Raw genomic sequence first — 21,322 nt, 5'->3', positions numbered from 1 at the left:
CTTGACGGGAGCGGGGGCGCTGTGGTGACCACAGCACCTCCGCTCCCGGCCCGTATCCCTGGTCCTCGCCCTGTCTCGTAAGGCGCTCACGTCATGTTGCAGACCCTGCAAGACCAGTTCCTCGGCAGCACCATCGGCGGACTGGTTCTCGGCTCCATCTACGCCCTCGTCGCCCTCGGCTACACAATGGTCTACGGCGTCCTGCGGCTGATCAACTTCGCCCACTCCGAAATCTTCATGATCGGGACGATGACGTCCCTGTTCATCCTGGCCAGCATCGCCACCTCCGGCAACATCGTGGTGGGCCTGGGCGCGATGATCCTGCTCCTGCTCGCCCTCATGCTCGCCTCCGCGGTCCTGTCCGGCGGTTCCGCGGTCGTGCTGGAGCAGGTCGCCTACCGGCCGCTGCGCAAGCGCGGCTCGTCGAAGCTCGCGGCCCTCATCTCCGCGATCGGCGCGTCGATCTTCCTGCAGGAGCTCTTCGCGCTGGTGATCATCCCCAACGTCTTCGACAAGTCGGGCCGTGTCCCGCAGAACGCGCCGCGGTTCGTCGACCGCGACACGCTGTTCCCGGTCGGCAACGCCGTCGTCCGCACCGACCAGGTCCTGGTCATCATCGGCGCGGTCATCGTCATGGTGGTGCTGGACCAGCTGGTGCGCCGCACCCGCATCGGCCGCGGCATCCGGGCGACCGCCCAGGACCCCGAGGCCGCCGTGCTGATGGGCGTCTCGATCGACCGCATCGTGCGGATCACCTTCCTGCTGGGCGGCGCGATGGCCGGTGTGGCCTCCGCGCTCTACCTGATGGAACTGGAAAACACCGGCTACCGCGTCGGTTTCGTGCTCGGCATCAAGGCGTTCACCGCGGCCGTGCTCGGCGGTATCGGCAACCTGCGCGGCGCGCTCCTCGGCGGCATCGTGCTCGGCCTGGTCGAGAACTGGAGCGCGATCTTCCTCGGTTCCGAGTGGAAGGACGTCACGGCGTTCGTCGTGCTCGTGCTCGTGCTCATGTTCCGTCCCACCGGCATCCTCGGTGAATCCCTCCAGCGAGCTCGCGCATGAAAGGCGACGGTGTGACTACCCAGGAAAACACTCGCCGCTCGTTCCAGCCGGTCAACGGCGCGCGGGACTGGTGGCAGCACGCGCCGATGTGGCAGCGCTACCTCGTCTACATCGCCCTGATCGTGTTCGCGCTGATCCTCCCGGCTCCCTGGATCGGCTCGTTCATGTCGCCGGCCTCGGACTGGACGAGCGTCCTGATCTTCCCGATCGGGACCTACATCCTGCTCGCGATCGGCCTCAACATCGTGGTCGGCCTGGCCGGCATGCTCGACCTCGGGTTCGTGGCGTTCTTCGCGATCGGCGCCTACACGGTGGCGATCTTCGGGACGAAGTTCGGCTGGAACGTCTGGCCGACGATGCTCGTCGGCATCGTGCTGGCCGCGGTCTCGGGCGTCATCCTCGGCGCCCCGACGCTGCGGCTGCGCGGTGACTACCTCGCCATCGTGACGCTCGGCTTCGGTGAGATCGTCCGCATCACGGCGAACAACACGAACGGCATCGGCGGTGCCCGCGGTATCACCAACATCCCGCACCCGTCGCCGATCTTCGGCATGGAGTTCCTGCTCGACCCGGCGCCGTACTACTACCTGATCCTGGTCGCGATCGTGCTGGTGATCGTGTTCTCGGTGCGGCTGCAGAAGAGCCGCGTCGGGCGCGCGTGGGCCGCGATCCGCGAGGACGAGGACGCCGCCGAGCTGATGGGCGTGCCGACGTTCAAGTTCAAGCTGCTCGCCTTCGCGATCGGCGCGATGATCGGTGGCTTCGCGGGCGGCATCTACGCCAGCAAGGCCGTGTTCATCGCCCCGGACAACTTCCCGTTCATCCTGTCCGCGACGATCCTCGCCGCGGTCGTGCTGGGCGGCGCGGGCAACCTGCCGGGCGTCATCCTCGGCGCCTTCCTGGTGGCGTGGATCCCCGAGCGCCTCCGGTCCGTCGAGTGGCTGAAGCACCTGCTCGGCGACAAGGACCCGGCGGAGTTCCGGATCCTGCTGTTCGGCGCGGTCCTGGTGCTGATGATGGCGCTGCGGCCCGAAGGCATCCTGCCGTCACGACAACGAAAAGCCGAGCTACGGGAAGGCACCGGCGGCATGGGCTCGCTCGGTGGCGAAGTGGCCGGACCGGGCACCGAAGCCGCGGCGGAGGTGGCCAAGTGAGTCCCTTGCTCGAATTCGACAACATCACGATGCGCTTCGGCGGTGTCACCGCCCTGCGCGAAGTGAACATCTCCATCAACGAAGGCGAGATCTTCGCCCTGATCGGCCCGAACGGCGCCGGCAAGACCACGGTGTTCAACGTGGTCACCGGCGTCTACCAGCCGACCGAGGGCCAGGTGCGCTTCGACGGCGACCGCATCGACGGGATGAAGCGGTTCCAGGTCACCAAGCGCGGCGTCGCCCGGACGTTCCAGAACATCCGGCTGTTCCACAACATGTCGGCGCTCGAGAACGTCATGGTGGGCGCGGACGCGCACCACAAGACCGGCGCGATCGGCGCGGTGCTCGGCCTGCCGTGGCACCGCAAGGAGGAGAAGCGCGGCCGCGAGCGGGCGCGTGAGCTGCTCGACTTCGTCGGCATCGGCAAGGTGGAGCACGAGACGGCGAAGAACCTCTCCTACGGCGACCAGCGCCGGCTGGAGATCGCGCGGGCGCTGGCCACCGATCCGAAGCTGCTGCTGCTCGACGAGCCCGCGGCGGGCATGAACCCGGCGGAGAAGAACGGCCTGCAGGCGCTGATCCGCAAGATCCGGGACGACGGCCGGACCGTGCTGCTCATCGAACACGACATGGGCCTGGTCATGCACATCAGCGACCGGCTGGCCGTGCTCGACTTCGGGCAGAAGATCGCGGAAGGGCTCCCCCAGGAAGTGCAGACCAACCAGAAGGTGATCGAGGCGTACCTGGGGGTGTCGGAAGATGCTTCTTGAGGTCGACAACATCAACGTCCACTACGGCAAGATCGCGGCCCTCAAGGGCATGAGCATCCAGGTCGGCGAGGGCGAGATCGTGTCCTTGATCGGGGCCAACGGCGCCGGCAAGACCACGACGCTCAAGACGATCTCGGGCCTGCGTCCGCTGACCAGCGGCCGGATCCTGTTCAACGGCCAGGACATCTCCAAGACCCCGGGGCACAAGCGCGTGCTGCTCGGGATCGGCCAGTCGCCGGAAGGCCGGGGCGTGTTCCCCGGCATGACGGTGCAGGAGAACCTCCTGATGGGTGCCTACACCCGCAAGGACGACCTCACCGCCGACCTCGACGAGGTCTACGAGCTGTTCCCCCGGCTGAACGAGCGCCGGACGCAGTTCGGCGGCACGATGTCGGGCGGCGAGCAGCAGATGATCGCCATCGGCCGCGCGCTGATGACGAAGCCGAAGGTGCTGCTGCTCGACGAGCCGTCGATGGGCCTGGCGCCGATGCTGATCGCGCAGATCTTCGACATCATCCGGGAGATCAACAAGCGCGGGACCACGGTGCTGCTGGTCGAGCAGAACGCCCAGCAGGCGCTGAAGCTGTCGGACCGCGCGTACGTGCTCGAGACCGGTCAGGTGGTCAAGAGCGCCCGCGGGGTCGACCTGCTGGACGACCCGCAGGTCCGGGCCGCCTACCTCGGTGGCGACCTGGGCGTCTGAGCTGGTTGTTCAAGGGGGCCCGGCCGATTTCGGCCGGGCCCCTTTTTCACAGCTTGATGTCGGTGCCGGTCGCGTTCTTCATGTCGGTGATGGTGGGGCCGCCGAAGGCCCGGAGCGCGGCCGGCTTCCGGTCCCGGGGGATGTCCCAGTAGAGGTCGAACTCGACGCGCACGCCGTGCCCGAGGTCGAACTGGCGCGGCTGGCGCTTGATCACCATGGCCTGCTGTTCCGGCGGGTGCGCGACGCCCTGGTCGTCGACGAGCAGCTGGCGCCCGGTGTCGAACAGGACGCTCGAGGTGCCGGTGTTGGTGACGACGAGCCGCAGCCGCACGAACTGCCCCTTGGCGGGGAACTCGGTGTGGCTCCCGGTGATGCTGGGCAGCCCGGCGGCGAGCCCGAGCAGGGCGAACTCGGTGTCACCGTTCTTGGCCGGCGGCAGCTTGAGGGCGGTCTCGTCGGGCCGGACCTGCCGCGGCGGCAGTTCGTAGGTCGTCGGTGCGGGCGAGCTGGGCTGTTCGGCCGAGCAGCCTGCCACGCTGAGAAGGACGACGACGGCCAGCAGGCGGAGTTTCACCTGCGTGATTCTGCCTGCCGGCCGTCGGTCCGGCTAGCTCCCGATGCTCTCGACGACGGCCTCGGCCACGGCCTTCATGGTGGTCCGCCGGTCCATGGCCGTGCGCTGGATCCACCGGAAGGCATCGGGCTCGGTGAGGCCCTGCCGGCTCATGAGCAGGCCCTTGGCGCGGTCGATGACCTTCCGCGTCTCGAGCCGGTCGGTGAGCCCGGCGACCTCGGCCTCGAGGGCCTGCAGCTCGGAGAACCGGCTGACGGCGAGCTCGATGGCGGGCACGAGGTCCCGCTTGGCGAAGGGCTTGACGAGGTAGGCCATGGTCCCGGCATCCCGCGCGCGTTCGACCAGATCCCGCTGGCTGAAGGCGGTGAGGATGACGACGGGCGCGATCCGGTCCCCAGTGATCTTGGCGGCGGCCTCGATCCCGTCGAGCTTGGGCATCTTGACGTCGAGGATCACGAGATCGGGCTTCAGATCGGTGGCGAGCGAGATGGCCTGCTCGCCATCCCCGGCCTCCCCGACCACTTCATAGCCCTCTTCACGCAGCATTTCGACAAGATCAAGCCGGATGAGAGCCTCGTCCTCCGCGACGAGCACCCGACGCTGCGGCACGGTGGCGGCACCGTTGGCCTCGGTAGCCTGATCGGTCACCGGGGTCCTCCTGAAGACTCGGCGGGGCGGTGGTTTCGCGGCTTCCCGCGAACCTGAAGCCTACCGGGAACGATCCAGAAGCAGAGATGGCGTTCACCACGTAGTGGCGGGCATGACACTCACGCCTCCGGCGCCCCCGAAGGCGAGCGGGGTCCGGTGATCCCGTAGAGTCACGATGTCACGCCCCCGTAGCCCAACTGGCAGAGGCAACGGATTCAAAACCCGTCCAGTGTGAGTTCGAATCTCACCGGGGGCACAGTGGCCCACCAGCAGAAATCAGCCCCTGACCAGGCGTTGTTCGGTCAGGGGCTGATCTCGTTCGGTCCGGCGGTGTCCGGCCGTCTACGGTCCTGCACCCCCCATGCGCCCCCCAGCCGCGGCCGATCGTGGACTCGGCCAGGTCTCCCCCGGTCAGGTTCCGGAACAGCCGCCCGTCGGCCGCCGTGCCGAGCGTGGTCTGCAGGATCGCCCTCAGCGGCGGCGGCCACGGCACCGCGCGAACCTCACCTTTCCTCGCTGTTTGAGCTGTCGGCGGTCCCGGTGCTCCCCCGCTGTCCGTCCAGGCCGCGCTGGCGATCGGCGCGGTCTCCGACAACAACAGTTCGCCCCGACCCACGTCGGGGAGGTGCAAATCCGACTTGCGCAGCATGGCCGCCTCTTGTGGCCGGAGAGCCGCGTAGTACATGACGGCGAACAACGCGACCGGCATCGGACCGGAAGACCGGCGCGGCTGCCCATCGATCCGCTGCGCCTCCACTTCGGACAGCAGACTCTTCGCCTGCTGCGGGTTGATGACCACACGCTTATCGATCGCCCGCACGCTCTTCGGGGTCGTCCACTTCACCGCGGAAAGTCGATTTGCGGTCCGAGCGGAAGCGCACGCCGGCGACGAACCAGACGACGCGTAGCTCGTCTTCGACTTCCAGATCCGGGCTTCGATCTTCCAGACTGGGCTGTCCTCGGGTCGAAGGTGATCGATTGTCAGTTCGCCCAGACGCTGGAAGACATCGACAGCAGTCTCGATGAGGCTTTCGACGGCGGCACGAAGTGGGCACAGGGCACGAAAATCAGCGACGGGGTCGCGAAGCTGGGGCCACGGCCCCGATGGCTCGACGATCCGGGCTACGACTTCCCCGGAAACCGAGGGAGACGGCCCGCTTTCCGAAGAGTCCGCGCCCGGAGCCGTCGGCGTGCGCGGCGGCCGGGCGCGTTGATCAGAGGCTGTCGAGGATGCGCTCCAAGTCGCGCTCGCCCTCTCGCGTCTGCACGCCCGCGGCGAGTTGCTTGTGGGCCGACGCGATCATGTCTTCGGTGAACAGGGAGAACAGGGCGGTGTTCTCCACCGCGTATGCCTGGTGGGGGACTTTCGGGGTGATGGTCTCGACCGTGGCCTTGATGGCGGCGACCACCTCGGGGCGCAGGCGCGCGATCCGGCGCGTCAGCCGGCCGACGAAGGCGTCGATCTCGTCGGCGGGAAGCGCGCGGTTGACCAAGCCGTAGCGTTCGGCCAGTTCCGCACCGATCAGCTCGCCGCCGAGGAGCAACTCCAGGGCGCGTTCCCGGCCGAGCAGCCGGGTCATGTGAACCGTTCCGCCGCCGCCGGGGAGGATGTCCATCACGGCCTCGGGCTGGGCCTGGCCGGACCGGCCGATCGCCGCGAAGCGCATGTCGAGGGACATGAGGAACTCGTTGCCGGCGCCCCGGGCGAAGCCGGCGATCTTGCCGATGGTGACCTGGGGCAGGCCGCGCACCTCGTCGCTCAGGGCCTCCAGGATGTTCATGCCGTCCGGGACGGGCACGTCCGGCGCGGCGGCGATCGCGGCGGCGGTGGCGGCGGGCAACGCCTCGGGGTCGGTGAGGTAGGCCATGTCGCCGTGCGCGCTGAAGAACTCCGGGTCGGCGCTGTCGAACACCACGACGCGGACGTCGATGTCGTGACGCACCCTGTTGACAAAGCCGCGCAAGGAGGGCAGCAGGACGCCGTCCATCAGGTTCAGCGGCGGGTGGTCGAGGGTCGCGGTGGCGACGCCGTTGTCCACCGACACCCGCAGACCGGCCAGGTCGTCGTAGCTCATCTATACTCCTTCGCTAAGTGGGGAGATTCCCCGGAAAGAGTATGTGGGGACTATCCCCACTTTGTCAACGAGGAGTGGCCTTGGCCCAAGCACGCCCTCTGCGCGCCGACGCCCGGCGCAACCGCGACGCGATCCTGGCCGCCGCGCGAGAAACCTTCGAGGCGGAGGGCGTGTTCGCCTCACTCGACGCGATCGCGTTGCGGGCCGGCGTCGGTAACGCCACGCTCTACCGGAACTTCCCCACCCGGGACGACCTGCTGTCCGAGGTCATCGAAGGCTTCTTCGCCCAGGCGTTGACCGAAGCCGACGAACTGTCCCGCACGCTGCCGCCGGCAGCGGCGCTCGTCGAATGGCTGGTCCGGGTGAGCTGGGGCCTGCGGATCTGGCACGACCTGCCCGTATGCCTCGCCACCGCGCACGACGACGACACCTCGCCGCTGCACTCCGCGAACGCGCCGTTGATCGAGCGGGTCGGCGTCCTGCTGGACACGGCGAAGGCGGCCGGCCAGGTGGCCGGCGAGATCACCGCGAACGAAGTGTTCGAACTGGTCCTCGCCCTGTCCTGGGGCATCGACCGGTTCGGCGACGACGAGACGACGGCTCGCCGTCGGGTGACGATGGCGACGGCGGGAATCTTCGCGTGGCCGGACGTCTCGCTTCCGCATTCCGGTCAGTGACGACCACGAGCGGTTCCCGCGTGTCGGCGCGCAGCCGCGCCGGATCCCGCGGTCACGGCCGCAGCAGCACCTTGGTCCAGCCGTTTTCGCGGTGGTCGAACCGCTCGTACCCTTCCGCCGCCTGCTCCAGGGGCAGCTCGTGCGAGACCAGGAACGACGGGTTCGCCCGGCCGGTGACGATCAGGTCCCGCAGCCGCCGGTTGTACCGCTTGACCGGGCACTGCCCGGTGCCCATGCGCTGGCCTTTCGTGAAGAACGTGCCGTAGTCGAACGCGATCCGGCCCTCCTTGGCGCCTTCGGTCGCCGCGCCCGGGTCCTGGGGGACGTAGACCCCGACCACGCCGATGCCGCCGGTCGATCGCACCGACTTGACGAGGTTGTCCAGCACCAGCTCCGGGTGCTCCTGACCGGAATGGTCGTGCGCCTGGTACCCGACGGCCTCGACCCCGCAGTCGGCACCCTGCCCGCCGGTGGCGGCCATGATCTGCTCCACCGGGTCCGCCTCGCTGAAGTCGATCGGGAGCACGCCGATCTTCTCGGCCATCGCCAGCCGGTCGCGTTCCTTGTCGACGATGTACACCTCGGCCGCGCCGCGGATCACCGCGCTGTGCGCGGCCAGCAGGCCGACCGGCCCGGCCCCGAACACGACCACCCGGTCACCCGGGCGCATCCCGGCCAGCTCCGTGCCGTGCCAGCCGGTCGGGAAGATGTCCGACAGCATCGTGAAGTCGTTCTCGTACTCGGTGCCCGCGGGCAGGTCGAGCAGCGCCCATGTTCTCGTGGCCGAGGACCTTGCCCTCCTCGACCGCGGTCCGGCCCTCGTACATGTGCAGGTCCGACCCGCAGATGTTCGTCGTCGTGATCTTCACGATCGCGTCCGTCGGCTCGTCGATCACCGGATCGGGTACCTCGCGCACCTCGACCCGGCGCGGACCCTGGTACACCACTGCCTTCATCTCGACTCCCATCGATCACCGCAACCCGGACTCCGGCGCGGCTACCCGAGGCACCCCGCCGTAACCCTCCCCCGGAAGCCGAGGATCGGCCGTGCCAGGCCGGACACGTTCCCCGGCGCTGTCCGTAGACTGGCGGAGGCGGCCCCGGAGCCGGACCGGCCGGGAACGGGGGATCGCGCGTGCGGGTGGCCGAACTGGTGCAGACGCCGCTGGTGCCACCGGGCAGGCCGGTGCGGCGCGTGGCCCAGCTGCTCTTCGGGCTGGTGCTCTACGGGGTCAGCGACGCGATGGTGGTCGCCGCCGGGTTGGGGGTGGAGCCGTGGGACGCGCTCGCGCAGGGGCTGACCCGCACGGCCGGGCTCAGCATCGGCGTCTGGACCAACCTGATCGGCGCCGCCGTGCTGCTGCTGTGGGTCCCGCTGCGGCAGAAACCGGGGCTGGGCACGCTGTGCAACGTCCTGCTCGTCGGCACCTCGATGGACGTCGCCCTGGCGCTGCTGCCGCCGCTCGGGCAGCTGTGGCTGCGCTGGGTCGTGCTGCTCGCGGGCATCGTGCTCAACGGGTTCGCCACCGGCTGCTACCTCGGCGCCCAGGCCGGCCCGGGGCCGCGGGACGGGCTGATGACAGGGCTCGCCCGGCGCGGGCACCCGATCTGGGCGGTGCGCTGGGGCATCGAGATCGCCGTGCTGTTGATCGGTTTCCTGCTCGGGGCCACCGTGGGCATCGGGACCGTGCTGTACGCCTGCACGATCGGGCCGCTCGCTCAGTTGTTCATGCCGATGCTGGACATGGGGCGGGGCAAGGGAAGGCCCTGAGCACGGCGCCTGGCGGCGAGGCGGGCCGCGACGCCGAATCCGTGGAAGATCGCGGTGGAGACCGGGTCCGTCCCGGCGTACCACTCCGGGTGCCACTGCACCGCGAGGCAGAACGCGTCGCCCGCCGAGGCGGCCTCGACCACGCCGTCCGCCGCCACCGCCTCCACCCGCAGGTCCGGCGCCAGCCGGTCGATCGCCTGGTGGTGCAGCGAATTGACCGGCACGCTCGCGTAGCCGAGCAGCTGCCGCAGCACGCCCCCTTCGGAGAGGTGGACTTCGTGCGCGGGCAGGTATTGCCGGTCCCTGGGCAGGGAAAGGTCTTCGCGGTGCTCGTCACCGGGCAGGTCGCGCAGCGTGCCGCCCAAGGCGACGTTCAGCTCCTGCAGCCCGCGGCAGATCCCCAGCACCGGCACCCCCGCGAGCAGCGCGGCGGGCAGCACCCGCAGCGCGAGTTCGTCGCGGGCCGGATCGGCCGGGCCCGATCGGGGCGGATCGCCGTAGCGGGTGGGCTCGACGTCGGTCTCGTGCCCGCCGAACACGACGCCGTCGAACCGGCCGAGCAGCTCCGCCAGGTCCGGCGCGGGACCGCCGACGACGGCCACCGCGCAGCCGGAAACCCGTTCCAGCGCCTGGACGTAGACTTCGCGCACCGCGAGGTGCGGTACGCCGCCGACCGGTTCGGCCGACGCGGCCAGCGCGACCAGCGGCCGGGCGCTCACCGGGCCCGCTCCAGCGCCTGGGCGAGGTCTTCGAGCAGGTCGTCGGGGTGCTCCAAGCCCAGGGACAGCCGGATCGAGCCCGGGGTCACCCCCGCCGCGAGCTGGTCGGCCTCGGGCAGCTGGGCGTGGGTGGTGGACGCCGGGTGCGTGGCCATCGACCGGACGTCGCCGATGTTGGTCACGTGCGCGAACAGGCGGAGGGCTTCGATGAACCGGCAGCCCGCCGGCTGCCCGCCGGTGAGCTCGAACTGCACCAGCGGGCCGCCGTTGCCGCCGAGGTAGCGCCGCAGCAGGTCCTGCTGCTCGCCGCCGGCCAGGGTCGGGTGGCTGACCGAGGCCACCGCGGGGTGCGCGTCGAGGAACTTCGCCACCGCGGCGGCGTTTTCACCGTGCGCGCGCATCCGCAGCGGCAGCGTCTCGATGCCCTGGATGAGGAGGAAGGCGTTGAACGGGCTCAGGCACGCCCCGAGGTCGCGCAGCAGCGTTTCCCGGGCTTTGAGCAGGTAGGGGCTGCGGCCCAGCGCGCTGTCGAGCCCGGAGCCGGTCTCGGTCCACACCGCGCCGCCGTGCGCGGGATCGGGTTCGGTCAGCAGGGGGTGGCGCGCGGCGTGGCGGGTCCAGTCGAAGGTGCCGCCGTCCACGATGAGCCCGCCCAGCGCGCTGCCGTGCCCGCCGATGTACTTCGTCGCCGAATACACCAGGATGTCCGCGCCGAAGTCCAGCGGGTTGCAGACCATCGGGAGCAGCGTGTTGTCCAGCACCAGCGGCACTTCGGCCTGCTCGGCGAGCCCGGCGACGTCTTCGATCGGGAAGATGCGCAGCTTCGGGTTGGGCAGGGTCTCGCCGAAGTAGGCGCGCGTGCGCTCGTCCGTGGCGGCGGCGAAGTTCTTCGGGTCCTCCGGGCTGACGAACCGGGTCTCGACGCCGAACCGGGCGAACGTGTTGGCCAGCAGGTTCCACGTGCCGCCGTAGAGCTCGTCGGAGCTGACGATGTTGTCCCCGGCCTGGCACAGGTTGAGCAGCGCGACGGTGGTCGCGGCCTGGCCGGTGGAGACGGCCAGCGCCGCCGGGGCGCCGTCGACGGCGGCGATCCGCGCTTCGAGCACGTCGCAGGTGGGGTTGTTGAGGCGGGTGTAGGCGTGCCCGTCCTCGCTGAGGTCGAAGATGCCCGCGGCCGCCCCGGTGCCGGGCAGCTCGTAGGCCGCGGTCTGGAAGATGGGGGTGATCACCGGGGCCGTCGGGCCGGTGCGCAGCTCGGCGCCCGCGTGCATGACGGCGGACTCGGGCCGCCGGAACGTCTTCGGCGCGTTGGCGGGGCGTTCAGTGACCGGCATGGGACAGCTCCCTCGGTTCGGACATGGACGTGACGATCGCGCTGACGGCGCTGGGCTGGCCCTGCGGTCCCCGGGTGAACAGCCCGCCCAGCACGGCGTCGACCGCGGCGTAGTCCGGATCGGCCAGCCGCACCCTCCTCGCCTTGCCGAGGTTCCAGAACGGCGTGCGCGGGTCGAGGTGGTGTTCGAGGTGGTAGTTGTCGTTGTGGATGCCGGTGAGGAACTTCTCCCAGCCGCGGCTCTTGCGGTTGCGCGTCATGTGCAGGTCCACCCGGGCGTCCCGGACGAGCGGCGTGTGCTCGGACAGTTCGATGTACCAGCCCAGGATCTGGAAGCTCGTCAGGTAGGGCACGAACCAGAACAGCAGCAGTTCGAGCGTCCACCCCCGCGACCAGCACACGCCGGCGACGACGGCCCAGAACACCCAGAACCCGGCGCGGTCGAACACCCGCTTGGGGCCGTGGACCGCGGGCGCCTCCTGGCTGCGGCCTTCGCGCAGTACGCGGTACCGGTTGCGGACCAGGTACCGCAGGTAGGCCCAGGTCTGCGTGCCGAACAGCGGCATCAGCACCACGCGGCGCACGTAGTTCCGCGGCGAGGCGGCCCGGTAGGCGCCCTGCTCGATGAAGAACCGCAGGTCCGGGTCGCGGTCCGGGTCGCCGAGCCGCGGGTGGTGGGTGAACACGTGCGAAACCTTGTACGCGTAGTGCTGCTGGAAGATCGGGTACGCGGTGAGCACGGTGCCGAGCAGCATCCGCACCCGGTGGTCGGCCGCCCCGACGCCGTGGGCGCAGTCGTGCAGGATCGTGGACAGCCCCCGTTGCCGGGCGCCGATGATCAGCACCGCGAGCGGGTAGCACCACCAGGAAACGGCTACGCACAACCAGACGCAGGCCGCGATCCAGGCGACGTCCTCGAGCCAGGCGAGCCCGGCGTGCCAGTTGTCGCTGCGGTTGAGGGGTTTCATCCGGGCCCGCACTTCCGCGGGGAAGCGGTGCATCCGGTACCGCTTCCCGTCGTAGGCCCACTCGGTGTCGGACACGCGTGCTCCCTGCGGTAGAGGTCAGACGAGGGCGGTCAACGGCACGCCGATGAACGTGGGGTCGAAGCGGCTGACGCCGTCGAGCAGCTCGTCGATCTTCTGCATCACGGCGGCGTCGAGCACGACGTCCACGGCCTTGAGGTTGTCCGTGAGCTGCTCCGGGCGCGAGGCGCCGGTGATCGCGGTGGCGACGTTGGGGTTCTGCAGCACCCACGCCAGGGCCAGCTGCGCCATGGTCAGGCCGAGCTGCTCGGCGACCGGACGCAGTTCCTGGACGCGGCGCAGCACGTCGTCCTGCAGCCAGCGGACCATGTAACCGCTTCCCTCGCCGTCGGTGGCGCGGGAGCCGGCCGGGGGCTGCTCGCCGGGCAGGTACTTGCCGGTCAGCACGCCCTGGGCCATCGGGGACCAGACGAGCTGGCCCATGCCTTCGCGCTCGCACGTCGGGATGACCTGGGCCTCGATGACCCGCCACAGCATCGAATACTGCGTCTGGCTGGAGATCAGCGGAACGCGCAGCTCACGGGCCAGCGCGGCGCCGCGGGTGATCTGGTCGGCGGTCCACTCCGAGACCCCGACGTAGAGGACCTTGCCCTGGCGCACCAGGTCGGCGAAGGCCAGCATGGTTTCCTCCAGCTCGATCGTCGGGTCGAACTGGTGGGCCTGGTAGAGGTCGAGGTAGTCGGTGCCGAGCCGGCGCAGGGAGCCGTGCGCGGACTCCATGATGTGCTTGCGGCCCAGGCCCTGGTCGTTGGGGCCGCCGGGACCGGTCGGCCAGTACACCTTGGTGCAGATTTCCAGGCTTTCCCGGCGCTGGCCGGCCAGCGCCCGGCCCAGCACCTCTTCGGCCCGGGTATTGGCGTACATGTCGGCGGTGTCGAAGGTGGTGATCCCGGCGTCCAGCGCCGTCGCCACGCATTTTCTGGCTTGTTCCTCGGCCACCTGCGACCCGTGGGTGATCCAGTTGCCGTAGGAAATCCTGCTCACTGAGAGGCCGCTGCGGCCCAGTCGACGATGTTCCATGCCTCCGACACTCCAAGCATTTTTCCAGGTAGTCAACGTTTAGAATCATGAAACAGGGTGCCGCTGATCGGGTCATAGAAATTGTTGATACGCCCATCACCAGGTCCATGATCACATTTGCCCGGATCATTTTCCGGTGGGAGCGTGAGTGATCTACGGGGGAAATCACCGGAATCGCCGTGGAGTCACCACGTCCGGAAATCCGGTTCGAGACGGGAATAACAATGGTCGACAAGATCATCGACGCCGCACGTGCGGCGACCGCGGCGGCACCGCCGCTGGGCAACGAAGCGTACGGGCGGTTCTGCACCGGGCTCGCCCACCGGCTGACCGCGGCGTGGCCGCGGATCAGCGCGGCCAACGACACCGACGTGGGACGAGCGCGGGAACAGGGGTTGCCCGACGTGCTCGTCGACCGGCTCCGGCTGACCCGGGAGCACCTCGCCGCACTGGTGGACCTGACCTCGACGGTCGCCGCCGAAATGCGCGAGCTGACCACCCGGGCGCCGGGCACCCCGATCGGCGACTGGGGCGTGCGGCACCGCGTGCCGCGGCCGCTGGGCGTGGTGCTGATGATCTTCGAAGCCCGCCCGACCGTCACCGTGGAGGGCGCGCTGCTCAACGTCGCCGCCGGGAACGCGGTGGTCCTGCGCGGTGGCAAGGAGATCGCGCGGACCAACGCCGCGCTCGGCGCCGCCGTCACGGCCGCGCTGGCGGACGCGGAACTACCCGCGGGCCTGGTCACCGTGCTGGACGACCCCAGCCGCGCGCTGCTGAAGGAGCTGCTGCGCCGGCCCGACGCGATCGACGTGCTCATCCCCCGCGGCAGCCCGTCCCTCATCGACTACTGCCACCGCGCGAGCACCATCCCGGTGCTGGCCAGCGGCGGCGGGGTCAACCACCTCTACGTGCACCGCAGCGCGGAACTGGCCCAGGCGGTCGAGATCGCGCTGGACAGCAAGCTGCCCGCGCCGGCCGGGTGCACCTCCCTGGAGATCGCGCTGGTCGACCGGCCGGTGGCCGACGAGTTCGTGGCGGCCCTGCTCGACGGCGCCCGCCGCGACGGCCGGCCGCTGACCGTGCGGGTCGGAGCGGGCCTCCGGCGGCCGGAGACGACCGGGCAGTGGCGGGTGGAGGAACTCGGCGAGCACGACTACGGCCGGGAGTTCCTCGACAGCACCATCGGCGTCGTGGCCGTGGACTCCCCCGGTGAGGCGGTGGAGTTCATCCGGCGGCACGGTTCCGGGCACAGCGAGGCGATCGCCGCCACCGACCCGGTGGTCACCGGCGAGTTCACCGACCGCGTGGACGCGGCCACCATCGTCGTCAACGGCTCCTTGCGGCTCAACGACGGCCCGACGCTGGAACTGGGCTCGGAAATCGCGATCAGCACCAGCAGGCTGCACGCCCGCGGGCCGATCACGCTGGCCGCGCTGGTGAACTACTCCTGGGTGGTCGAGGCCAACGGCCGGCTGCGCGAGGCGAGCTGATGCGCGCCCCGGCGCCGCCGCTGCTGATCCCGCTCAGCCCGCGCCCGCGGGCCCCGCAGGCGGTGCTCGTGCACCCCGGCGGCGGCGGCCTGAGCCCGTACACCCCGCTGGCCGTGCGGCTGGCCCGCCGGGGCGGGGTGAGCGGGATCCGCGCGAGCGGCCTGTTCGACGGCGAGCGGCCCGACGACGACATCACCGTGATGGCCGAGCGGTACCTGCCGCTGCTGGACACCCTGCCGCGCCGGCCGGAACTGCTGGTGGGCTGGTCCATGGGCGGGGTGCTCGCCTGGGAGCTGGGCGCGCGGCTCGCCGCGACCGGCCCGGCACCCGCCGTGGTGATGATCGACAGCTTCACTTGCCGCGAGGAGTTCCGCACCGCGGCGCGGCGGGAGGCCGTCATCGAGCGGATCATGCGGTCGGTGCACGCCCGGGTCGCGCCCCGCGACCAACGCTGGGCCGAGGCCACCGCCCACGCCCACGTCACCGCGTCGGGACGGCACCGGGTGACCAGCGCTCACCCCGGCCCCGCGCTGCTGATGGCCTGCGCGAGCCCGCACCGCGGTACCCAGGTCGAGAACTGGGCGCGGCTGTCCGGGCGGCTGCGGATCCGTGAACTGGACTGCGGCCACTTCGACGTGTTCGGCCGGAAAGCGCTTCCCGCGGTGCTGGCCCACCTCGACGAGTTCCTGGCCGGCACCGCCGACGACCTGGCCCGCACGGCCTGACCCCTGAATTTCCGAAGAATCGATCTCCGAAAACGCCTTGGAGGGCAACGATGACGACCGGACCCGACCGCACGGCGGTCTCCGAATCGGTCAAGCGCGTGGTGATCGCCGAATCCCGGCTTTCGCTGGCGCCCGAACAGATCCAGGACAACGAGCCGCTCAACGGTGACCTGCTGCGCCTCAACTCCCTGGGTTTCGTCGGCATGCTGGTGCACCTGGAGGACGCGCTCGACGTGACCCTGCCCGACGACCTGTTCGTCGGGCGCACGTTCAAGACGGTCGACGACCTCGTCGAGGTCGTCGCCGAAGGCGCCAGCGGGACGGAGGCGCAGCGATGAGCGCCGTCTCCCTGCCGAACAGCTGGCGCAGCGTGCTGCCGCACCTGGACGAGCCGCTGCCCCCGGACCGCAGCCCGGAGTCGCCCGCGAACGGCTCGGACACCGGCGTGTCGGTCAACCTGCCGCTCGCACTGGTGCGCCAGTCGACCCAGAACCGGGAGTTCTGGGACATCCCCGCCGAGGTGCTCGACGCCTACCGCAGCTTCCGGCCCACGCCGCTGTGGCGGGCCCGCCGGTTCGAGGAGGCCGTCGGGGCGCGCGTGCCGATCTACGTCAAGTACGAAGGCGGCAACATCTCCGGCAGCCACAAGCTGAACACCGCGCTGGCGCAGGCCTACTACTACGCCAAGGCCGGCGTGCGTGAACTGGTCACCGGCACCGGCGCCGGGCAGTGGGGCACCGCGCTCGCGGCCGCCTGCTCGATGTTCGGGCTGCGCTGCCGGGTGTTCATGGTGGGCACCAGCCTGCAGCGCAAGCCCTACCGGGGCACGCTCATGCGGACCCTCGGCGCCACCGTGCACGCCAGCCCCAGCGAGCTGACCGACGTGGCCGCCCGCTCCGGCGGCGGGGTGAACAGCCTCGCGCTGGCCATCGGGGAAGCCGTCGAATACGCCGGGCGCACCGAAGGGGCCGCGTTCTGCATCGGCAGCGGCGAGACCTACAGCATCCTGCACCAGTCCGTCATCGGGCTGGAGGCCATCGAGCAGCTCGCCGAGCTGGAGGCCACTGTGGACTCCGTCGTCGGCTGCGTCGGCGCCGGCTCGAACTTCGGCGGGGTCGCCCTGCCGTTCTTCGCCGAGGCCGCGACGACCGGGGCGGACTGCCCGCGGCTGGTGGCCGCGGAGTCCAGCACCACCCCGAAGCTGACCCGCGGCGTCTACGCCTACGACAAGACCGACGCCACCGGGGTCAGCCCGATGGAGGCGATGTACACGATCGGCAGCAGCTACCCGATCCCCGACTCGCACTCCGCCGGACTGCGCTTCCACGGCGCGGCGAAGCTCATCTCCGCCATGCGGCACCGCGACCAGGTCACCGCCCAGGCCGTCGGGCAGGTCGAAGCGCTGGAGGCCGGGCAGGTCTTCACCCGCTCGGAGATGGTGCTGCCCGCACCGGAGTCCGGGCACGCGCTGGCCGTCGCCGCGCGCCTGGCCACCGGCGGCGGGTCCGCCCGCGGCGTGGTCGCCTGCGTGAGCGGGCACGGCTACCTGGACCTGGCCGCGTACCAGCAGCTGGCCGACGGCGAGCTCAGCAGTGAGCCGCCCGAGGAGCAGGCGCTGACGACGGCGATGGACCGCCTGCAGGCCGTCCCCGCCCTCGCGACCGCCGGAGGCAGCCATGTCCGTTGAGCCGCTGGACCACCGCCTCTTCGACTGCGTCCAGGTCAACCTGGCCGAACTCGCCGACCGCGTGCACGGCGCGGGCACGCACCTCGCGCTGGGCCGGGTCCTGCGCTTCTGGCCCCGGCCGGGCGCGGACGGGTTGCCCACCGTCGAGCCGCCGGTCGACGCCCAGGTGACCGAATCGGCCGAGCTGCTGGGACTGCGCGTCACCCGGCGCGCGCGGATCGGCTCGGCAGGCGAGCTCGAACCGGGCCCCGGCTGCTACGTCGTGGCGGACGCCTACCACCTGCCCTGGGTCCCCTACCACCGCAAGCAGCACCTGGAACACAGCTTCCTGATCGAGCCGGCCGAGGACGGCGTCACCGTCGTCGACGGCTACCACAACGACACCCAGTGGGGTGCGGCCCGGCCGGGCCGGTGGCCGCTCGGGCACGCGGAGCTCGCGGAAGCGCTTCCCGACGGCGCGCTGGCGTTCGACGTCGTCGCCGGGGACCGCCCCGCCGACCGCACGCCACTGGTGGAGCTGGCCGACGCCGGCAGCTACGTCGCCACCTACGCCGACCACCCGGACCGGGAACGGGCGTTGCGGGGACTGACGTTGCAGACGTGGCTGCTGACCCGCAGCCGCCGGCTGCACGCCGCCGCCACCGGGCCGGTCACCGACGCGGTCCGGGCCCACCTGGCCGAGTGGGACGCGCTCGCCAAACAGGTCTACCTGGCGAGCCGCCGGGTTTCGGCGGGCCGCGCCGAACCCCGCGCGTTGTTCGGCCGTCTCGCCGAGTGCCTCGCCGCGGACCACACCGCGTTCGACGGGACCCTCCCGGCCGCCACGGAGTCCACAGTGGACAGCGTTGGCGTGTCGCCGGAGCTGCGCGAGTCCGTCGCCGCGGCGATCGGGACCGTGCTGGGCACCGAGCCACCCGCCGGCGCGCGCACGCTCGGCGACATCCCCGGGTTCAGCTCCTTCCGCATGATGGAGATCGTCGAGCGGATCGAAAGCGACCTCGGCGTCGAGTTCGCGGCCGAGGACCTGGTTCCGGAAAAGCTCACCCACGTCGACGGCCTGTGCCGTGCCGTCCTGGCCGCAGGAGGAACACGATGACGTACTCCCCCCGGGTGCTCCACGAACTGCTCGACCACGCCGCCCGGCTGTGGCCGAACCGGACCGCGCTCACCTGCCGCGGCGCCTCGGCGACCTACGACGAACTGGCCACCGCCGCTCGGCGCGTCGCCGCCGCGCTCACCGCCCGCGGCGCCCGCCGCGGCGACCGGCTGCTGATCAACGCCCCGGCGAGCACGCTGCTGCCCGCCGTGGTCTTCGGCGCCGCCCGGGCCGGGGTCGCGTTTTCCCTGTTGCACGAGCAGGTTCGCGGCACCAGCCTCGACCACGTGCTCGCCGACTCCGAGCCGGTGCTGATGGTGACCGGCGACGACGACGTGCGGCGGTCGGCCGAAGCGGCCGGCGTCCCCGCCGTCTCGGTCGAGGACCTCGCCACGGGCCCCGGTGACGACGTCGCGCTGCCCGCTCCTCCGCTGCCGGTGGACGCGGTGTGCCTGATCTACACGTCCGGTACCACGTCGCTGCCGAAAGCCGTGGTCAGCACCCACCAGCAGATGCTGTTCGCCGTCGGCGCGATCGCGTCGGTGCTGGAGTACCGCACCGACGACGTCGTCTACAGCCCGCTGCCGCTGTCCTTCGACTACGGGCTGTACCAGGTGTTCCTGTCCGTCACGGCGGGGTCGAACCTGGTGCTGGGCGCCCCCACCGAGGTGGGGCCGTCGCTGGTGCGCAACCTGGTGCGCGCGAACGCGACGGTGCTGCCCGCGGTCCCGGCCGTCGCCGAGGCGCTCAGCGCGCTGCTGCGGCGCCGCCCGACGCCCGCCCCCGCTCTCCGGCTGCTCACCAACACCGGCGCGGCCATGCCGACCGGCACGCTGGAGTCCCTGCGGGCGGCCGTTCCCGGCCTGCGGGTGCAGCTGATGTTCGGGCTGACCGAGTGCAAGCGCGCCACCATCATGCCGGTGGACGGCGACCTGGAGCGGCCCGGCTCCAGCGGCCGCGCCCTGCCCGGCACCGAGGTCTTCGTCATCGGGGAGGACGGCGAACGGCTGCCCGCCGGGGAAATCGGCGAGATCGTGGTGCGCGGCCCGAACGTCATGGCCGGGTACTGGCGCCGTCCGGAGCTGACCGCGCAGAAGTTCCCGCGCGTGGACGGGCTGTTCCCCGAACTGCGCACCGGCGACTACGGCCGGCTCGACGAGGAGGGCTACCTCTACTTCGACGGCCGCCGCGACGACATCTACAAGGAGCGCGGGTTCCGCGTCAGCGCGACCGAGGTCGAAACCGCGGCGCGCGGCGTGCCGGGCGTCCGCGAGGCCGCGGTGCTGGTCCCGAAGGACACCCGCCCGGCGTGGCTGTTCGTCACCGGGGAGCTGGCCGCCGAGGGCGTGCTCGACGGGATGCGCACCCGGATCGAGGAGTTCAAGATCCCGGCGAGCTGCCTGCGGGTGGAGGCGCTCCCGCTGACCGGCAACGGGAAGGTCGACCGCAAGGCACTGGCCTCGATGGCCGAGGAGGTGTCCGGTGGAGCTGCTCGCTGAGCGTCCCGCGGGGCTCGCGGACCTGCCCGGCGACCTCGCCGGGCTGCCCACCCCCGCCTACGTCTACGACCTGGCCGAGGTCCGCCGCAACCACCGGCGGCTCGACAGCGCCCTGCCCCGCGGCACCGGGCTGCTGTACTCGCTCAAGGCCAACCCGCACCCGGACGTGCTGGGCGCGCTGCGCGAGACCGGCGCCCGCCCGGAGGTCTGCTCCTCCGGCGAGCTGCGGGCCGCGCTCGAGGCCGGCTGGCCGGGCGCGCAGGTGCTCTACACCGGCCCGGCCAAGCGGGACGCCGAGATCGCGGCCGCGCTGCGGGCCGGGGTGCGGGAGTTCTCCGTGGACTCCCCGCACGCCATCACCCAGCTCGACCGGCTCGCCGGCGAGGCCGGGGTCCGGGCCCGCTACCTGCTGCGCGTCAACGACGACCAGCCGGTGCCGGGCCAGGGCCTGGCGATGACCGGCGTGCCCTCGCAGTTCGGCGCCGACACCGGCTGGATCCTCGCCGAGCCCACCCGGTTCGCCGGGGGCGAGCACGCCGAGGCGTCGGGACTGCACCTGTACATGGGCACGAACCTCACCGAGGTCGACGACCTGGTCGGGCAGTTCCGCCGCGCGCTGGGCACCGCCGCGCGGCTGCGGGAAGCGCTGGCACCGCACGGGGTCCGGTTCCGGACCCTCGACCTCGGTGGCGGCTTCGGCGCCCCCTTCGCGAAAGAGGGCACCGCGGTCGAACTGCCCGGGCTGCGGGAGGGGCTCGAAGCGCTGCTCGCCGAAGAGCTGCCGGGCTGGCGCGAGAACGGGCCGGAGGTCGTGTTCGAATCCGGCCGTTATCTCGTCGGCACCGCGGGCACCCTCGTCACGGCGGTGCTGGACGTCAAGCGCTCGCACGGCAAGGACATCGTCGTGCTCGAGTCCGGCATCAACCACCTCGGCGGCATGTCGGGGATGCGGCGGCTGCCCCCGCTCTCGCCGCGCCTGCTCGGCCCGGGCGGCCCGCCCGCGCTCGACGCGCTCGTCGCCGGCCCGCTGTGCACTCCGCTGGACACGTGGACCCGCAACGGGAAATTGCCCGAGCTGAGCCCTGGCGACCTGGTGGCGGTGCCGAATGTCGGCGCCTACGGCCTCTGCGCCAGCCTCGTCGCCTTCCTGGGACACCCCCTGCCGGCGGAGGTCGTCGTCGACGGCGACCGCCCCGGCGCCCCCGCGCGGACCTCGCGCGTGGAACTGGTCAGGACCACTGACCCCGCTTCGGCGGACCGATTGTGAGGAGCG

At 71.1% G+C, this 21,322-nt stretch carries 20 protein-coding genes, 1 tRNA gene and 2 pseudogenes; 14 read left to right on the top strand and 9 right to left on the bottom strand.

What is annotated here, in order from left to right; translation table 11 throughout:
• Nucleotides 1–93 precede the first annotated feature (93 nt).
• The 4 genes from DV20_RS13855 to DV20_RS13840 are packed head-to-tail and all read left to right on the top strand — an operon-like array spanning nucleotide 94 to nucleotide 3,689.
• Nucleotides 94–1,062: a branched-chain amino acid ABC transporter permease gene (locus tag DV20_RS13855; protein ID WP_043780140.1), complete on the top strand. Its 969-nt coding sequence runs from the start codon at nucleotides 94–96 to the stop codon at nucleotides 1,060–1,062.
• On the top strand, nucleotides 1,059–2,216 hold the full coding sequence (locus DV20_RS13850; protein ID WP_043780139.1) for a branched-chain amino acid ABC transporter permease: 1,158 nt from the start codon (nucleotides 1,059–1,061) through the stop codon (nucleotides 2,214–2,216). Before DV20_RS13855 ends, DV20_RS13850 begins: the two co-directional genes overlap by 4 nt.
• Entirely contained in the window at nucleotides 2,213–2,986 is a 774-nt protein-coding gene (locus DV20_RS13845) for an ABC transporter ATP-binding protein (protein ID WP_043780137.1), read from the top strand. The genes DV20_RS13850 and DV20_RS13845 overlap by 4 nt, the downstream gene beginning before the upstream one ends.
• On the top strand, nucleotides 2,976–3,689 hold the full coding sequence (locus DV20_RS13840) for an ABC transporter ATP-binding protein (protein ID WP_043780136.1): 714 nt from the start codon (nucleotides 2,976–2,978) through the stop codon (nucleotides 3,687–3,689). The genes DV20_RS13845 and DV20_RS13840 overlap by 11 nt, the downstream gene beginning before the upstream one ends.
• A gap of 46 nt (nucleotides 3,690–3,735) precedes the next feature.
• On the opposite strand, the gene DV20_RS13835 is transcribed toward DV20_RS13840, so the two are convergent.
• Together DV20_RS13835 and DV20_RS13830 are read right to left on the bottom strand one after the other, a co-directional pair.
• Entirely contained in the window at nucleotides 3,736–4,263 is a 528-nt protein-coding gene (locus DV20_RS13835) for a DUF4352 domain-containing protein (protein WP_043780134.1), read from the bottom strand.
• A 33-nt stretch (nucleotides 4,264–4,296) separates the two neighbouring features.
• Nucleotides 4,297–4,911, bottom strand: a complete 615-nt coding sequence (locus DV20_RS13830) for an ANTAR domain-containing response regulator (protein WP_013227937.1) — start codon at nucleotides 4,909–4,911, stop codon at nucleotides 4,297–4,299.
• A 182-nt stretch (nucleotides 4,912–5,093) separates the two neighbouring features.
• On the opposite strand from DV20_RS13830, the gene DV20_RS13825 reads away from it, so the two are divergent.
• Nucleotides 5,094–5,167, top strand: a tRNA-Leu gene (locus DV20_RS13825).
• Between the two features lie 114 nt (nucleotides 5,168–5,281).
• On the opposite strand, the pseudogene DV20_RS13820 reads toward DV20_RS13825, so the two are convergent.
• Nucleotides 5,282–5,776 (bottom strand): annotated as a pseudogene (locus tag DV20_RS13820) (tyrosine-type recombinase/integrase); the annotation flags it as partial.
• A gap of 349 nt (nucleotides 5,777–6,125) precedes the next feature.
• A complete protein-coding gene (locus DV20_RS13815) occupies nucleotides 6,126–6,986 on the bottom strand; it encodes an enoyl-CoA hydratase/isomerase family protein (RefSeq protein ID WP_043780132.1) in 861 nt (286 codons plus the stop codon).
• A gap of 80 nt (nucleotides 6,987–7,066) precedes the next feature.
• On the opposite strand from DV20_RS13815, the gene DV20_RS13810 reads away from it, so the two are divergent.
• Nucleotides 7,067–7,663: a TetR/AcrR family transcriptional regulator gene (locus tag DV20_RS13810; protein WP_235190829.1), complete on the top strand. Its 597-nt coding sequence runs from the start codon at nucleotides 7,067–7,069 to the stop codon at nucleotides 7,661–7,663.
• A 52-nt stretch (nucleotides 7,664–7,715) separates the two neighbouring features.
• Here DV20_RS13810 and DV20_RS13805 read toward each other — a convergent pair.
• Nucleotides 7,716–8,619, bottom strand: a pseudogene (locus tag DV20_RS13805) (zinc-binding dehydrogenase).
• A 185-nt stretch (nucleotides 8,620–8,804) separates the two neighbouring features.
• Here DV20_RS13805 and yczE point away from each other — a divergent pair.
• Nucleotides 8,805–9,434 (top strand): membrane protein YczE, encoded by a 630-nt coding sequence (gene yczE / locus DV20_RS13800; RefSeq protein ID WP_051736002.1) that lies wholly within the window; start codon nucleotides 8,805–8,807, stop codon nucleotides 9,432–9,434.
• Here the strand turns inward: yczE and DV20_RS13795 are convergent.
• Genes DV20_RS13795 through DV20_RS13780 form a run of 4 tightly spaced genes read right to left on the bottom strand, consistent with a single transcriptional unit; the run spans nucleotide 9,383 to nucleotide 13,552 of the window.
• Nucleotides 9,383–10,153 (bottom strand): gamma-glutamyl-gamma-aminobutyrate hydrolase family protein, encoded by a 771-nt coding sequence (locus DV20_RS13795; protein ID WP_043780128.1) that lies wholly within the window; start codon nucleotides 10,151–10,153, stop codon nucleotides 9,383–9,385. The two genes, yczE and DV20_RS13795, sit on opposite strands and share 52 nt — an antisense overlap.
• On the bottom strand, nucleotides 10,150–11,487 hold the full coding sequence (locus DV20_RS13790) for an O-acetylhomoserine aminocarboxypropyltransferase/cysteine synthase family protein (RefSeq protein WP_043780126.1): 1,338 nt from the start codon (nucleotides 11,485–11,487) through the stop codon (nucleotides 10,150–10,152). Before DV20_RS13790 ends, DV20_RS13795 begins: the two co-directional genes overlap by 4 nt.
• Nucleotides 11,474–12,529, bottom strand: a complete 1,056-nt coding sequence (locus DV20_RS13785; protein WP_043780124.1) for a fatty acid desaturase family protein — start codon at nucleotides 12,527–12,529, stop codon at nucleotides 11,474–11,476. Before DV20_RS13785 ends, DV20_RS13790 begins: the two co-directional genes overlap by 14 nt.
• A 21-nt stretch (nucleotides 12,530–12,550) precedes the next feature.
• Nucleotides 12,551–13,552, bottom strand: coding sequence for an aldo/keto reductase family protein (locus DV20_RS13780; RefSeq protein WP_043780121.1), 1,002 nt, complete (start codon nucleotides 13,550–13,552; stop codon nucleotides 12,551–12,553).
• A 224-nt stretch (nucleotides 13,553–13,776) separates the two neighbouring features.
• On the opposite strand from DV20_RS13780, the gene DV20_RS13775 reads away from it, so the two are divergent.
• From DV20_RS13775 to DV20_RS13745, 7 genes are read left to right on the top strand one after another with little or no spacing between them, the layout of a single operon-like run.
• Complete coding sequence (locus DV20_RS13775; protein ID WP_043780120.1) at nucleotides 13,777–15,042, top strand: glutamate-5-semialdehyde dehydrogenase; 1,266 nt, start codon at nucleotides 13,777–13,779, stop codon at nucleotides 15,040–15,042.
• On the top strand, nucleotides 15,042–15,767 hold the full coding sequence (locus tag DV20_RS13770) for an alpha/beta fold hydrolase (protein WP_043780118.1): 726 nt from the start codon (nucleotides 15,042–15,044) through the stop codon (nucleotides 15,765–15,767). The genes DV20_RS13775 and DV20_RS13770 overlap by 1 nt, the downstream gene beginning before the upstream one ends.
• A 50-nt stretch (nucleotides 15,768–15,817) precedes the next feature.
• Nucleotides 15,818–16,105 (top strand): acyl carrier protein, encoded by a 288-nt coding sequence (locus tag DV20_RS13765; RefSeq protein ID WP_043780116.1) that lies wholly within the window; start codon nucleotides 15,818–15,820, stop codon nucleotides 16,103–16,105.
• On the top strand, nucleotides 16,102–17,454 hold the full coding sequence (locus DV20_RS13760) for a TrpB-like pyridoxal phosphate-dependent enzyme (protein WP_043780115.1): 1,353 nt from the start codon (nucleotides 16,102–16,104) through the stop codon (nucleotides 17,452–17,454). The genes DV20_RS13765 and DV20_RS13760 overlap by 4 nt, the downstream gene beginning before the upstream one ends.
• Nucleotides 17,444–18,550 carry an acyl carrier protein gene (locus tag DV20_RS13755; RefSeq protein ID WP_043780114.1) on the top strand — a complete coding sequence of 369 codons (1,107 nt, stop codon included), beginning with the start codon at nucleotides 17,444–17,446 and terminating at the stop codon, nucleotides 18,548–18,550. Before DV20_RS13760 ends, DV20_RS13755 begins: the two co-directional genes overlap by 11 nt.
• Nucleotides 18,547–20,049 (top strand): class I adenylate-forming enzyme family protein, encoded by a 1,503-nt coding sequence (locus DV20_RS13750; protein WP_043780113.1) that lies wholly within the window; start codon nucleotides 18,547–18,549, stop codon nucleotides 20,047–20,049. Before DV20_RS13755 ends, DV20_RS13750 begins: the two co-directional genes overlap by 4 nt.
• Complete coding sequence (locus tag DV20_RS13745; RefSeq protein ID WP_152603719.1) at nucleotides 20,033–21,316, top strand: type III PLP-dependent enzyme domain-containing protein; 1,284 nt, start codon at nucleotides 20,033–20,035, stop codon at nucleotides 21,314–21,316. The genes DV20_RS13750 and DV20_RS13745 overlap by 17 nt, the downstream gene beginning before the upstream one ends.
• Nucleotides 21,317–21,322: the final 6 nt, after the last annotated feature.

Origin of the sequence: Amycolatopsis rifamycinica (assembly GCF_000695625.1) — a bacterium.
GTDB lineage: Bacteria > Actinomycetota > Actinomycetes > Mycobacteriales > Pseudonocardiaceae > Amycolatopsis > Amycolatopsis rifamycinica.
The sequence above is the reverse complement of the archived record's forward strand: the minus strand, read 5'-3'. Positions and strand labels throughout refer to the sequence as shown.

Coding starts and splice junctions, on each gene's coding strand:
- DV20_RS13770 (WP_043780118.1), top strand. CDS start 15,042: ATGCGCGCCCCGGCGCCGCCGCTGCTGATCCCGCTCAGCCCGCGCCCG.
- DV20_RS13850 (WP_043780139.1), top strand. CDS start 1,059: ATGAAAGGCGACGGTGTGACTACCCAGGAAAACACTCGCCGCTCGTTC.
- DV20_RS13815 (WP_043780132.1), bottom strand. CDS start 6,986: ATGAGCTACGACGACCTGGCCGGTCTGCGGGTGTCGGTGGACAACGGC.
- DV20_RS13755 (WP_043780114.1), top strand. CDS start 17,444: ATGTCCGTTGAGCCGCTGGACCACCGCCTCTTCGACTGCGTCCAGGTC.
- DV20_RS13760 (WP_043780115.1), top strand. CDS start 16,102: ATGAGCGCCGTCTCCCTGCCGAACAGCTGGCGCAGCGTGCTGCCGCAC.
- DV20_RS13855 (WP_043780140.1), top strand. CDS start 94: ATGTTGCAGACCCTGCAAGACCAGTTCCTCGGCAGCACCATCGGCGGA.
- DV20_RS13780 (WP_043780121.1), bottom strand. CDS start 13,552: ATGGAACATCGTCGACTGGGCCGCAGCGGCCTCTCAGTGAGCAGGATT.
- DV20_RS13840 (WP_043780136.1), top strand. CDS start 2,976: ATGCTTCTTGAGGTCGACAACATCAACGTCCACTACGGCAAGATCGCG.
- DV20_RS13775 (WP_043780120.1), top strand. CDS start 13,777: ATGGTCGACAAGATCATCGACGCCGCACGTGCGGCGACCGCGGCGGCA.
- DV20_RS13765 (WP_043780116.1), top strand. CDS start 15,818: ATGACGACCGGACCCGACCGCACGGCGGTCTCCGAATCGGTCAAGCGC.
- DV20_RS13790 (WP_043780126.1), bottom strand. CDS start 11,487: ATGCCGGTCACTGAACGCCCCGCCAACGCGCCGAAGACGTTCCGGCGG.
- DV20_RS13750 (WP_043780113.1), top strand. CDS start 18,547: ATGACGTACTCCCCCCGGGTGCTCCACGAACTGCTCGACCACGCCGCC.